The sequence below is a fragment of the Psychrobacter sp. PG1 genome, from assembly GCF_014897815.1.
Taxonomy (GTDB): Bacteria; Pseudomonadota; Gammaproteobacteria; order Pseudomonadales; family Moraxellaceae; genus Psychrobacter.
On the sequence record NZ_JABUZG010000053.1, the window covers coordinates 29,223 to 43,030 of the forward strand.

The following is a 13,808-nucleotide window of genomic DNA, read 5'->3' on the forward strand; positions in this document are numbered from 1 at the left end:
TCTCTTATTTGATTATAAACGTAATAATATGGTTGCCATATACTTTATATCCCCCACTAAAATTGTTAGAAACAGCGAGTTGAATATCTTCAGATACTATTATCTCGAATGTTTGTTTTTTATAATCAACTTTTGTTAGCATCGCCGCTTCAAAACCTACATAGCATTTTATATGACTATATATTGTCTTAAACAAAGCTTCTTTTGCAGAAAAGACCAGCGTACAGAAAAATTCATATGATATGTGATCTTTATGATAAAAAGAGCGGTCGTTGCCACATAATATCGCAGTTGATAGGTTTTTCGCTGTCTTTAAGCTCATTATCTTCTCACAGTCCACACCAACTCCATAAATAAAAGACGATTTTTTAGCTATTGCCGCAGACATTTCATTAGTGTGTGTTATTGAAACGTTATAGTTTGAATAACATATCGGTTCTCTACGCGCACCATTAGTCACTGAGAGTATAGGTGACCCTTCTTTGAATAAAGCCATTGCTGCTACAATTCGACCTGCTAAAAACTCTGCCCGTCTCTTGTTTATCGACTGTTTGATATTATTTGGCTCGGAAAAAGGCAACTCGTTATATAAGGAGGGGTTAAAATGCGAAGAATTATAGACACATACCTGTATGACGCAAGAAAGTGTCGCGATGTCATGTTTCACTGAATAAATAAAAGATTGTTGAATAAAATCGGATAGCTTTAAAAAATCTGTACTCATAGTTAGTTTACCAAGTTTGGTTCTACAGTTTTTTCAGCATAGCTCAATTAAATTTGTGATCAAAAAGGTGTAAAAGCTCGCTTTCAATTGAGACCTGATTAACTAGTTACGGCAATCATCCTCATCATCTAAATGGATACTAATCCATTTAGATGATAGCAAAAATAACTTTGATATTTATTAATTCTTTGCTTATGGTTATAAGTATTTGGATGGTAGTGGGGACAGGATGCTTATTTACTCTAAGTATCATCAGTTCGAAACACCTTTGGAGTGTTTTTATTTAGCAGAAAAGTTAAGGTTGTGGGCCATAACATTTTGTATTGAAACTAACAAAATGATTACGGATAAATTGATAGAACGCTTTTCATTTTTATCTTAAGCTCAGTTTGATTCTTAAGTTTCAAGCTACTGAATTTGTTAATAATAATAAGTTACAGGGATCAGTTACCATAACCGACTTTTAACAATCTTGGTCACAAAATGGTCACCGTTTGGTCACTGAGCACTTGGTCACCGACTTTCAAAAGATAGAGCTCATACGCAAAAACTTATCATTCATGCATTGTTAAAGAGTAGACCATTTAGTAAAGATAAATAGAGAAAGAGCATCCATCCCTTATAAGGAAAGGGCTTGAGAGGAAACTCAGACACAAAAAAACCTCAAGTAAACTAATACTTGAGGCGAAACTTGCTTGAAATGTTTTGTGACATTTAATATTAATAATGGAGAAAACTATTAGAAATTTACTAACAATAACTTTCATTGCTTTGGTTTCGTCAGGATGCTATCAGAGTATAGAGAAAAAGGGATCTACAATGACAAATGATCAAAAGATAATTAATGCAGTAGTCAGATCGAAGAATATTAATAAAAATATCACTAATGGAAATGGCAACATTAATGAAGCTCTTAAGTCATCTATGGAAATACTTTCTGGAAAGTCTACACTATTAGATAATGTTGATGAATTTGGAGAATTCAAACCACATGTTCCTAAACAAGGGCCTATGAAAGATTACTTCTTTATAAATGATCCATTGCATATATCTATTAGTTTAAACAACGAAATTACAAATATTGAAAGAATTAAAATAGCTACGACTACTCAGAAAGAGTTAAAAACAAAAAATTTAGATTTTGATGCTTTAAACCTTAAAAACTATGATATAGCAAAAAATAAACGTTTAGAAAGCACCTCTACAAACAAATATACTTACCTATTAAATCGCTTATATAGTTCAAAAGACTATCCAAACGTTATAGTCAGTATTTTAATTAAGACATCAGATGAAAAAGAGTACTTGAATTACAACACAGCTAGTGAATTACCTGAATATATACCACGCATTAGAATTTCTTTAAAGGATCAAAGATCATTACGACCATTTCAAACAATAGGTAATATATAGAACCATTTAAAAACGGGCGAAGCATTAGTACTCTCAACCCAGCCGCAAACCCACGCACAAGCCCAAGAGCACGACTACCAGCAGCATACGCCAACGCTGACCCAAACCGCACTCGGTGGTCAGCACCTAGCGGAGCGACTCACGCAACTGGCAACGGGATTGGGTCGCAATAGCAAAGATCATAAAGCGATTAAGACTCAGCTTGAGAGTATCGTCAAAGAGCAAGATGCTAACCAGCTTAATAAGACCCATCAAACAACACCATTCACGCTGATTGATAGTGCAGCGGATACAAGTTACGTCAGTGACGACACGATTATCCAACGCACTATGGGTGAGCTGCTAACCACCACTCAGCAAGACTTAAATATTAGTAGTGGCGATAGTCATAACCAAATCAGTAGCGAATCACTCAATATCATAGCCGATGGTCAATTTAGCATGACCAATGCCAAAGAGAATATTACCCTCTCCGCCCATACGGGTAAGCTTGAAGCCACGGCTAAGCAAGATGTGAATATTGCCTCCTCGACTAAAGAGGTTGAGATAGTAGCGACGAATAAAATTACGCTGACGGCTGGTGGTGCGAGTATCACTTTAGATGGTGGTGATATTACGATTACGGCAAAGCAGTTTACGGAGAAGGCTGGTAAGCATAGTAGGGCTGGAGGCGGTGTAGATGGGTTGGGATTGGCAGGGTTGCCTAGCATAATTCCTGAGAAAAAGACGCTGATGGATGGAGTTTATAATTTGGCATACCAGTTTATTTTTGCAAGAAATATGCCTTATGCTAATGTAGCTTATACAGCTAAAAACATTACAACGGGTGAAACAACTCAAGGTATTACAGATAAAAATGGCTGGACTGAACAATTCTATACAGATACCGAAAATGAAATTGAAGTCCATTTAGGTTTACCGTGGCAGAACTCAACAGATGATAAACCTTATAATCTAACTTATCAGTTTGTATTTGCTAACAACCTACCTTATGCAAATGTTAAATATATAGGTAAAAATATAAGAACTGGAGAAGTCTATCGCGGCACTACTGACGAAAACGGATGGACTGAAGAATTCCATTCAGAAAGTGAAGACGAAATTGAATTAAGCTTAAATCTACCATGGCAAAATAATAAGGACTCTTTATGAGTGATCCAGTAACTCATGCTAAAAGATATACTAGTAACAGAACTAAAGCTAAACCTACAAATAAGGTGGTACAGAAGGTCTCATATATCTCTCAAGAGCAAGTTAGCAATATTGAAGATAGAGCGACAGATATGATAGTAACAGCGCTATTGAGAGAGTACTCTAATGCTCCTGGTGGACTTTTAGGAGCATTACAAGCTTTGTTAGTAGGTGGACAAGCAACTCTTAATCATGTAAAGAGTATTTTCCAAAAAGATTACAACTGGTACAAAGCTACTGGGGAAAGGCTAGAATATCAGGAACTTAGTTCTATGCCTGGAATAAGAAGATGCTTAGATTATATGAACTGGGATAACTACGAGACGTTCGACGAAGCTTGGAAAGATGTGGGAAACCAATGCTATAACAAATAATCAACTTATAAGAGTAATATAACAATGAATATTATTATTAAGTCTTTACTATTTATTAGCATAATATGTTTATCATCTTGTACTAATAACTCAAATTTAGCTGAACCTAAAAAAGTTTCATTAATAGACTATATCGACAAATCTGATTTAGAGAAATATGGTTTTTCAGCTAATGATATTGAGAACTTCGATACTAAAATCAAGGATAATGGTGTATTTGCAAACGACTATAAGAGCTATGAGGTTAATGGATTTACAATCTTATCAAGTACTGAAAATACTGAACATATATTCATACTAAAAAATAATAAGTTTATTGCTACTTTTGATGACCAATCAAGAAGCTTATACTCTACACAAACTAATATTCCTACACGATTAGATGCTATTGTTACTTATATACCTGAAATTCCTTCTTTGAGCTATAGCACTAATAAACTAAACCATTACGACCTTAATCTGGATGGTATTGATATTATTAGTGAGATCATACCGAGTGATGATAAAGGATTAGATTATTTCTCTGCAGAGCTTTTAGGTGCACCAAATCTTAATATCGTTGAAGCAAGTATAAATGGTAAAGAGTGCAAAGCCTTAGCAGGCTCTTTTGCCTGTTGTCTTTCATCTCAGGAAAGTTATGATGCATATAAATTCAGCTATCAAGATGGTTGGATTAGTCTTCCCACTAATAAAAAATTAAATACAATGTGCAATGCTGAGGATTTCGAAACTTCTAAACATGAACTTAAAAACAAGCTTTTCTTAAAATGACAAGTACGAAATTTACCAATTCTTATTAATGATCTAAAAGTTCTTGCTCACTAGTAATAGTCACATCAACATCAAATATGCCAACACCCTCGTCCTCTCCACCCAGCCGCAAACCCACCTCCAAGCACAACTCTAAATCTAACCCTTAGAATAAGGCAAATTATATCAAACTAACTACGCCAGTCATGTGGCAGTTTGAAGGTGAACAAGGGTAAGGCTATAAAATCCCATTATTCAAGCAACTAAGGCATGTTTGGTATTATGTTTAAACAAATTTTCATTACTCTGATTTGCTTTAGCTTCCTTTTTTTAGCTACTGCCTGCCAAGCAGAAAAAGAGGTTATTATGCCTGATAAACCTTTAGAAATTGCCTTAAACATGACTGCTAAAGATTTATACGATGCCAACCCTGAGTATAAAGCTTTCCAAGAAGCAGATGCTCAGCCTATGGGAGTTACCTTTCAGGGTTATGACTTTCCAACAAACAACATGGGGAAAGTAATTTTCCATTATTCTGACGGTAGTTTCAATATTGACCAAGTTGTCACTGTTTTAGCGATGGATAAGGTAACTAGCGAGCAGAGAGGGTTGAATAAAATTACAGTTGATTTTTTCTTCGATAAGACAGACAACGGTATATCAGACGCAGATGCTTATCAAAAAATGATGTTTTTCTTTAAAGAACTACAAGATAAAGGTTGGACGTATGCGCATTCAAATAGCGCTCCTAGGTTGACTGCCAAAGACAGTTTTACATTTGCAACGACAGATGAAGGTTCAGAACTATATCTTGATTACAGTTACCCACTTACTTTTAAAGAGTGGATGCAACTTAATGATCTACAGCTATGGCGATTAATATATGGCACAGAAATCTATATGGACATTAGAATAAATAGGCAAAGTGACCCTGAAACAGGCAACCGTCATTACCTGATTAGCTTAGATATTTTCGATGAGTTAGAGTTAATAAGACAAATCATTCCTAATAACTATGATGAATCTTTGACCAAAGAATATAGTAAGCTTTATGGCGGATTACCTGAAGCTAGACTTTTTTTCGAGACTAAAGCCATTAAAATGGGATTAAAGATTCAGCAAAATCAACCTGATTATACGCTACCACTCGTACTTAAAGAGACAGGTATTGACACCAGCAAGTTTGTCTCTATCGACCCCTATAAAATCACTTACAAAGAGTTTATGAAGCGTTCTGAGTCAGGCGAAGACATGACGCCCTATTACGAGAACCAGCCTACCGCTAAACCTGAAATCACCAGTCAAGCTCGAGGCCATTGCCTAGCCGAACAACCCTGCCCTAAATCAGGCTACTGGTTCACTTTAGCCAAAGCAGACAGTCGTGCCTACTTTAAGCAAGACGACACCATGCCAGACTATCCAAACAACAACTGGGGTGAAGTGATTTGGCAGTTTGAGGGTAAGAAAGGTTAGTTTGTTATTATTTTACTTAAACCACCTTTGTGTGGTTTTTTATATTTATGACTCTCAACTCAAGCTCGAGCTCCAATAACAAACAGGACAACTACCAGTATCATCCTGCTACTTTGATGCAACTAGGGCTTGATAGAGAATTAAACGACCACAGGGCAATTAATAAGGCATTATTAAACAGTAATAATAAATAGCAAGCCAACACCTACCAACAAATATCATTGACACTGATTAATATGTACAAATAAACATCTAAAGGATAGAAAAATGAGTCACTTTATTATTGATGAAGGATTTGATTACTTTTTAGAAAAGTTTGGTCAACCTGACTGGCAACAGCCTGTTGAACAAGCTACCTTGGAATATTATCGTGGCAAGTTGCCTGACAAACTTCTTTTCTATTGGGAGAAAATGGGCTTCTGCCGCTTTAAACAAGGTCTATTTTGGATGGTCAATCCTGCTGACTATGAAGATGAGCTCGTGCTTTGGCTAGGTGAAGACATTTTAAAACAAGACAATTATTATGTGATTGCTCGTAGTGGCTTTGGCAAGTTATACGTTTGGGGTGAAAAAATGGGTCATGCCTATACAATTACTCCAACTCTTGGTTGGGTTTATCAAGAAAAAGGGGAAGCGAAAGATATTGCAAAAGGCCTAGCAGATAGAAAAATTGAATTATTTTTTGCTTTTAAAGAGACAAAATATGTTGATATGGTTGATAACAATAGCAAACCCTTATTCAATCGCTGCGTGAAAAAATTTGGAGCACTTGAATACGATGAAATGTTTGGCTTCGTTCCTGCCCTTGCCATAAGTGACAACGCGTCTATCAAAAATGTCGATAAAATGAATATCTTTGTGCATCTTAGTCTCTTACCTGACTTGATTGAAATCCAATACATCGACTTTAAGAAATTAGGACAAATGGCATTCGGTGTTGAAGATTCATCAAATCTACCTGATTTAGATGACTTAGTATAATTAATTATTTAAGCCACCTTCGGGTGGTTTAAACACAGATACACTATCCTAGCAAATCTTATTCATATCAATGGCGTACCTAGGAGACTCAACCTTTTAAGGCTTATGGTAGACAAAGGTGGCGACGTGAATATTGATGCAGGCACTAGCGAAATTTTAGAAAAAATATAGAGCAGAAGAAGCAGTACCTTAATAAATATAAGACACTGCTTTTTATCTAAAATACCTCCATTCTTAAGCACTCGTTATTTAACTATTATGCTTGGCTATCCAGTTTTGCATTTGCTCAATTTCAGGCTGCTGCGCGTCAATTACTTGTTGTGCCAATTGACGCATTTCTTCATTTTTGCCATACTTTAGCTGTATCTTTGCCATATCTACTGCGCCAATATGATGCGGCAACATACCGCGAGCAAATGCCATATCTGGGTTAGGGTCAGCGATACCTGCCATCATTTCACTATGCATCGTATCCATACCTTTAGCATAAGCTGTCTGCATGGCTTCAGTATCAGACGTTGGCTCAGCAGCATCAGGATGGTTGGCAAGCCAGTTCTGCATTTGCTCAATTTCAGCTTTCTGAGCGTCAATAATCTCTTGTGCCAACTGACGCATTTCTGCATCTGTACCATACTTTAGCTGAATCTCTGCCATATCAACAGCACCCATATGATGACCGAGCATTCCTTGAGCAAAGGCAGCATCGGGATCGTTGTATGCCATGCCTGCCATCATCTCATCATGCATCTTAGTCATAGAGTCATTATACTCTCCATGCATGCCCGTCATCGCATCGCCTGACATATCATGACCTGCATGAGCATCCATCGCGCTAGTGTCTGTTGTAGCATTATTAACAGGAGCCGCCTCGTCTTTGACAGTAGCCTCTGTTACATCATTCGTCGGCTGACAAGCGCTAAGCAGCATCATGGCACTGACACTAACTGCAAGCATGGCAAGACGTGAGTTTCTTATCATTTTCATGGTAGATCCTTAATTACGATCGTTTGGTAGTTATGGTTCATATAAAAACTGGCAAATCAGCTAAGATCCACCAGTTGGAAAAATCATTTAATTTATGTACTAAGAGGAGTGTGTTTTAAGGCTATTTATTCTAATGCTTCGATCAGTGCCTGCATCTCTTGGATTTCACGTTTTTGTGCTTCGATGATGTCGTCAGCAAGCTGCTGTACTCTAGGGTCTTCTATATCGGCTCTTGAGCTGGTTAAGATCGCAATTGAATGATGCGGTATCATAGCCTGCATCCAATCCACTTGATCGACGGTTGCTTGAGATCTGACGCCCCAGATACCCACGGCAAACATCAGCACACTAAGACCATAAATCATTAAGTTGACCTTAGTTTTCTTGTACATATTGCTCATAAAGGCGAGCATAATTACTGCCATGCCTGCGCCCATATATAGCGCCATATAGGCTCTGGTCTCACTAAAATAAATATGATCCCACTCATAAGTATTGAAGTACATCATGATATACATCACCACGGTAGACGTCAGAATCATGAGGGTGAACTTTACATAAGGGTTCATCTGTTTTTGCTCTGTATGATTCATCAGTCAGTCTCCATCAATGCTGCTATCAGTACTACAATGAGTAGCTGAAATTTAAAAAATCTATCTAAAGTATTGGCTTATAGTTGCTGCTCTGCGGACTCAATCTCAGCGTATACTTGGTTTGTACCATCTTTATTGATTTGCATAATTTGGTATGGCATAAACTTATCTTGATATTCCATACCAGGGCTTCCGACGGGCATACCCGGTACCGACAAACCAATGGCTTGCTTTGGTGGGTTTTGCAAAAACTCAGCCACATACTTAGCAGGAACATGACCTTCGATGACATAACCATCACTGGTAACGGCGGTATGGCAAGAACGCATCTCAGCAGGTACACCGTAACGCTCTTTAAATAATGACAAGTCTGCAACATCATGGGCAGTTGTCGTTAACCCATTATCTTCTGCGTGCCCTATCCATTCTTTACAACAGCCACAATTGGCATCTTTATAGACAGTGGCTGACACGTTCTTGAGCAGGTCTGGGTTGTTGGCTGGTGTCTCTGTCACTGTTTGCCTACTCTGTATAGCGTTTGCCTCACCACTGCTGGCGTTAGCGGCATTGGCAGTAGAGGGGCTGGCATTAGAAGCATTGCTGTCAGATTGCCCGCACGCTGATAATATGGCAGCAGTTAATAAGACCGCTGACCCTCGAACAAACTTAACGGTAAAAGGCATCATAGAGGCTTCTCATGGTGTTGAATATTAAAATTAGGATGTATTGAAGCCAAACTAGCATAACCACTCTGACAGTCAGATGACGCCAAGATGACAATTTTGTCATCTTCTAGACTGAGCATAGGTTTATTACCAGTATTCCTCTATGATTGATAACAATAGAGACATTTTATATTGATCTCATCCTAAATAATTGGCGCGAGTATGCTATGAAAGTATTGTTAGTCGAAGATGAGTTATCACTTGGCGACTACATTAAAAAAGGTTTAAGCGAGGCAGGTTTTATCGTTGAGCATAAAACCACAGGTTTAGATGGGTATCATGCTCTGATGACTGAGGACTTCACTGTCGTGGTGATGGATGTGATGCTGCCTGATGTCAGTGGTTTTGAGCTGGTCAGTAATTATCGCGCTGCTGGTAACACCACCCCTGTATTATTTTTGACCGCAAAAGATGACCTTAGCGACCGCATAAAAGGCTTTGAGATTGGCGGTGACGATTATCTCACTAAACCTTTTGCCTTCGCTGAGCTGTTGGTCAGAATCAAAAGCTTACTACGCCGTGCCAATCAAGCAGATTACGCCAGCACAGTGCTTCAAATAGCTGATTTAAAACTGGATATCGCCAAACGTAGTGTGCATCGAGATAAAGGTTCTATCAAATTGACGGCCAAAGAATTTGCGCTATTGCAGTTTTTACTTGAGCATCAAGGCGAAGTATTGCCCCGCTCTGTCATCGCTTCACAAGTATGGGATATGAATTTTGATAGCGATACCAATGTGATTGATGTGGCGATAAGACGCTTACGAAGTAAAATCGACGATGGCTTTGAAAATAAGCTCATTCATACCGTACGCGGTATGGGCTATAAACTAGAAGCGGACAATAGCGCCGTTACAGTCAATAATGAAACTAGCATTGATATGAGTAATGAGGCTAATACGGTTTCTAAACTCAATCATGTTGAAGTAAAATAGCATGACATATAAATCGGAGCATCGACGCTTGTCATTACTGTGGCGCACTACCCTAGTATTAACGGTATGTGTGCTGATATCTCAAGCTTTTTTGTACATATGGATACAGCGTTCGGTTAATGATCATTTTGAACAAATGGACTCAGAGATCCTGACTCATGCTGCGTTTAATTTACGACAGTATATGACAGAGGTGACATCGGATGATCAGCGCTCTGACAACCTTTCCGACCCTGCTCATCTCGCTAATACAGCATCATCCGTGATAGATATTTTTCGACCAGATTATGAAGTCAAAACAATTATCACTGACCATAATGGACAAGTCATTAATAGTCAGCCAAAGGATTTTATTGATAAACTCAATGACTCCCAATTGGTCGAAAAACTATGGCAGCAGCACCGCGATCAACCCTTTGACTTGCAGCTTAATCATCGTCATTATCGCGCGCTGGTCATTGAGCACTCTAATCGCTTGGCATTAATCGCGCTACCGATTGATGTGCATCATCAATACCTTGCCCAGTTTAATCACCATCTTATTCTGATACTTATTGCGATTACTTTTATCTTGGTATCAGTGGCGGCTTTTAGCGTCTATTTAGGATTCGCCCCCTTAGCGACCATCAGTCAAAAAATGGCACGTATCAACGCCGAGCAGTTAGACGATAGAATCATCGTCTCTGAAATGCCAAGCGAGCTGCGACCATTGGCTGACGCTTATAATGCCATGATGGATAAACTCGAACATAACTTTGCCTCATTATCACAGTTTTCAGATGACATTGCTCACGAACTGCGCACACCACTGGCAACATTAAGTACCCAAACTCAAGTGATGCTCAGTAAACCTAGAGACCATCAAGAATATGTCGAGCAGCTACATCATCAACACGACACGCTCAAGCAACTATCCCTGCTAATTAACAATATGCTATTGCTGGCAAAAACTCAAAAAGGTCTTTACGATTCACAACGTCATCTTGTCGATACTGACTCACTGATAATTAAGCTCATCGATTATTTTGAGCTGATAGCCGAAGAGCGCGGTATCTCTTTTGAGAAAAAAGGGGCATTTGATGTGGTATTAGGGGATGAGAGCTTGTTACAAAGGCTGTTTGCCAACTTGATATCCAATGCGGTTTACTACGCCGCCAGCGACAGTATCATTACTATTACCGCCGTTTCTAAGACTGCTAGCCTCATAAAACATAACGCTCACGCCCTTAGAGAAACGGCTCAGCAGCCCTCGCTAAACATCACCATCACTAATCGCTTGCAGACGCCTCTAACTCAGGCGGAAGCAGATAGACTGTTTGAACGCTTTTATCGTCATGACAAATCCAATAATCAGCACTCGGGCACAGGACTAGGATTGGCCATCGTACAAGCAATCGTCAATGCCCATAACGGCAAAGTCAGTATTACCATTAAGGATGAGTATTACTTTCAAGTTAACGTACAGTTATTAAAAGAATCATAGGACGTGTTTAATCGAGAATAGTCACCGTTTGGTCACCGAGCAGGTGGTCAGCAAGGAGGTGATCAGCGATTTTCAAAAGATAGAATGTATGCAACCAAACTTATAGAGAATACTTTATCTAAGATAGACTAGTCCCTAAGAGTTGATAAGGGAAAAAAAGCCAACCTTTATAGATAAAGGCCGTAAGAAGAATTTTAGACACAAAAAAACCCCAAACAAAATTATGTTTGAGGCGAAACTTGCTTAAACTCGAGAGTTTAAATTTGTTTTAGCTTTTTACTAAATATGGCGCAGCGGACGGGACTCGAACCCGTACAGTTTAAATTCGTTTTAAATATGGCGCAGCGGACGGGACTCGAACCCGCGACCCCCGGCGTGACAGGCCGGTATTCTAACCAACTGAACTACCGCTGCTTAGGTCGTACTTAGTTTATTTAACCACTTAGCCTACTACTTGAGAGTAACGCTATACTAGATAGTGGTGGGTGATGACGGATTCGAACCGCCGACATTCTGCGTGTAAGGCAGACGCTCTACCAACTGAGCTAATCACCCTGAGAAGCGTTAAAAAATTGCACTGCAATTTTAGCTTCGCAAGTTAAAATTCCTTAAAAGGAATTTTATAGAAAGTTTAATCTTTAAAGTTGTCACGCTTTAAGTCAGTAAAAATTCTAACAACATTGAACTTAATTAAGTCCCCTTGCTGTGGGTGTGTATTATATAGATTTACACATGGCTGTCAAACAGTATTTTCATTTTTTTAACCTATTTTATAGGTTTTTATTTATTAATCTGACAAGCCTATGTTTTCATTGGATTTATATTTTTATAAAAAACCAATAAATTTTCAAGCATGACCCTATTTACTGGCTAATGCTTGTTCGATATCCATTTTTATGGCTTCTGGTTTGGTGGTTGGCGCATAGCGGTCAATGACCTGTCCATCTTTACCAATTAAAAACTTAGTAAAATTCCATTTGATACCGTCTGTTAATACGCCACCCTTTTGCTCTTTGAGCCAATCAAAAATAGGATGAGCGTCTTTGCCATTGACATCAACCTTCGCCATCATTGGGAAACTGACACCATAGTTCTTTTGACAAAATGCGCCAATCTCCTCATTACTGCCTGGATCTTGCCCGCCAAATTGATTACAAGGGAAACCAATAACGACCAATCCTTGATCTTTATATTGCTGATATATTGCTTCTAAACCTTCAAATTGCGGCGTAAACCCACATTTGCTGGCGGTATTGACGATTAATAACATCTTACCTTGATAATCAGCAAAGGCTTGTACAGTTCCGTCCATGTGCTCAGCAGTAAAATCATAAATAGTACTCATCATTTGTCCTTAAATTGATTAATTTATTATTTTGGTTTTTTTAAGCCGTGCTCATGTCTCAATAACAGTGAAAACATTAATAATGCTAACAACTGGCAAGGCAGCATCTCGCGCTTCCCTGCCATGACTCTAAAATATTCTAAGCAATTTTTTTAACAATTACTTTTCAGATTTATCTAGATCAATAGACACAGAATTGATGCAATAGCGCATCCCCGTCGTCTCACTTGGGCCGTCAGGGAAGACATGACCTAAATGTGCGCCGCAGTTACTACAGGTCACTTCTGTCCGCGTCATGCCCAGCGAATTATCCACATGCTCCTCGATAGCGCTGTTATCAACTCCTTGGTCAAAACTTGGCCAACCACAGCTGGCATCAAATTTATTGCTTGAGTCAAATAAGCTGGCACCGCAGCCTTTGCAGCGATAAATACCGTCATCAGTCGCATCGTTATAGACGCCCGTAAATGGGCGTTCTGTACCCTTTTCACGCATCACGTGATATTCATCAGCACTCAAACGCTCTTTCCAATCAGCTTCTGTTAATTGGCTGATCTCTTCTTGGCTAAGTTGATTGTCTTGCATAATGTATCCTTAATTTGGGTATGTATTATCTCATCCATTAGCATTAGCTTTTATCTGCTATTAACTAACACTTTATCGCCATATTTTTATAAAACCGATGGGCCTTATCTATTGTTTATCCACTCAATATTCAAGGTATACATTACAAGAAAACTATCATAAACAAGCGATAGTGTAAGGTATTGAAAAAGCTATGATAAATAAAATACAGCAAATTTTCTTAACGTATCAATGAATATAGATGTAGCCACG

Annotated in this window: 14 protein-coding genes and 2 tRNA genes; 8 read left to right on the forward strand and 8 right to left on the reverse strand. The window is 38.5% G+C overall.

Annotation, left to right across the window (positions count from 1 at the left end; translation table 11 throughout):
* Positions 1 to 4: 4 nt before the first annotated feature.
* A complete protein-coding gene (locus tag INT03_RS06335; RefSeq protein ID WP_060490662.1) occupies positions 5 to 724 on the reverse strand; it encodes a 4'-phosphopantetheinyl transferase family protein in 720 nt (239 codons plus the stop codon).
* An 819-nt stretch (positions 725 to 1,543) separates the two neighbouring features.
* Here INT03_RS06335 and INT03_RS06340 point away from each other — a divergent pair.
* The 6 genes from INT03_RS06340 (at position 1,544) to INT03_RS06365 (ending at position 6,906) form a co-directional block, all read left to right on the forward strand.
* Positions 1,544 to 2,137, forward strand: a complete 594-nt coding sequence (locus INT03_RS06340) for a hypothetical protein (RefSeq protein ID WP_193008261.1) — start codon at positions 1,544 to 1,546, stop codon at positions 2,135 to 2,137.
* Positions 2,138 to 2,296: 159 nt separating this feature from the next.
* Positions 2,297 to 3,289, forward strand: coding sequence for a DUF2345 domain-containing protein (locus INT03_RS06345; RefSeq protein WP_193008263.1), 993 nt, complete (start codon positions 2,297 to 2,299; stop codon positions 3,287 to 3,289).
* Entirely contained in the window at positions 3,286 to 3,702 is a 417-nt protein-coding gene (locus tag INT03_RS06350; protein ID WP_193008265.1) for a hypothetical protein, read from the forward strand. The genes INT03_RS06345 and INT03_RS06350 overlap by 4 nt, the downstream gene beginning before the upstream one ends.
* A gap of 24 nt (positions 3,703 to 3,726) precedes the next feature.
* Positions 3,727 to 4,473, forward strand: a complete 747-nt coding sequence (locus INT03_RS06355) for a hypothetical protein (RefSeq protein WP_193008267.1) — start codon at positions 3,727 to 3,729, stop codon at positions 4,471 to 4,473.
* Positions 4,474 to 4,818: 345 nt separating this feature from the next.
* Complete coding sequence (locus INT03_RS06360; RefSeq protein WP_193008269.1) at positions 4,819 to 5,925, forward strand: hypothetical protein; 1,107 nt, start codon at positions 4,819 to 4,821, stop codon at positions 5,923 to 5,925.
* 267 nt (positions 5,926 to 6,192) lie between these two features.
* Complete coding sequence (locus INT03_RS06365) at positions 6,193 to 6,906, forward strand: GAD-like domain-containing protein (RefSeq protein WP_193008271.1); 714 nt, start codon at positions 6,193 to 6,195, stop codon at positions 6,904 to 6,906.
* 249 nt (positions 6,907 to 7,155) lie between these two features.
* On the opposite strand, the gene INT03_RS06370 is transcribed toward INT03_RS06365, so the two are convergent.
* The 3 genes from INT03_RS06370 to INT03_RS06380 form a co-directional block, all read right to left on the reverse strand.
* Complete coding sequence (locus tag INT03_RS06370) at positions 7,156 to 7,890, reverse strand: DUF305 domain-containing protein (RefSeq protein WP_226950291.1); 735 nt, start codon at positions 7,888 to 7,890, stop codon at positions 7,156 to 7,158.
* Between the two features lie 125 nt (positions 7,891 to 8,015).
* Positions 8,016 to 8,483 (reverse strand): DUF305 domain-containing protein, encoded by a 468-nt coding sequence (locus INT03_RS06375; RefSeq protein WP_226950292.1) that lies wholly within the window; start codon positions 8,481 to 8,483, stop codon positions 8,016 to 8,018.
* A gap of 77 nt (positions 8,484 to 8,560) precedes the next feature.
* On the reverse strand, positions 8,561 to 9,169 hold the full coding sequence (locus tag INT03_RS06380; RefSeq protein ID WP_193008273.1) for a DUF411 domain-containing protein: 609 nt from the start codon (positions 9,167 to 9,169) through the stop codon (positions 8,561 to 8,563).
* 206 nt (positions 9,170 to 9,375) lie between these two features.
* Here INT03_RS06380 and INT03_RS06385 point away from each other — a divergent pair, with 206 nt between their 5' ends.
* Complete coding sequence (locus INT03_RS06385) at positions 9,376 to 10,143, forward strand: heavy metal response regulator transcription factor (protein ID WP_193008275.1); 768 nt, start codon at positions 9,376 to 9,378, stop codon at positions 10,141 to 10,143.
* 1 nt (position 10,144) lies between these two features.
* Positions 10,145 to 11,626 carry an ATP-binding protein gene (locus tag INT03_RS06390; RefSeq protein ID WP_193008277.1) on the forward strand — a complete coding sequence of 494 codons (1,482 nt, stop codon included), beginning with the start codon at positions 10,145 to 10,147 and terminating at the stop codon, positions 11,624 to 11,626.
* Between the two features lie 337 nt (positions 11,627 to 11,963).
* Here INT03_RS06390 and INT03_RS06395 read toward each other — a convergent pair.
* From INT03_RS06395 to msrB, 4 genes are all read right to left on the reverse strand, one after another.
* Positions 11,964 to 12,040, reverse strand: a tRNA-Asp gene (locus tag INT03_RS06395).
* A 65-nt stretch (positions 12,041 to 12,105) separates the two neighbouring features.
* Positions 12,106 to 12,181, reverse strand: a tRNA-Val gene (locus tag INT03_RS06400).
* A 304-nt stretch (positions 12,182 to 12,485) separates the two neighbouring features.
* Positions 12,486 to 12,971, reverse strand: coding sequence for a glutathione peroxidase (locus tag INT03_RS06405; RefSeq protein WP_045451216.1), 486 nt, complete (start codon positions 12,969 to 12,971; stop codon positions 12,486 to 12,488).
* A gap of 159 nt (positions 12,972 to 13,130) precedes the next feature.
* The gene (gene msrB, locus INT03_RS06410; RefSeq protein ID WP_045448234.1) at positions 13,131 to 13,556 is read right to left on the reverse strand and encodes a peptide-methionine (R)-S-oxide reductase MsrB; all 426 of its coding nucleotides are present in this window, start codon (positions 13,554 to 13,556) and stop codon (positions 13,131 to 13,133) included.
* Positions 13,557 to 13,808 lie beyond the last annotated feature (252 nt).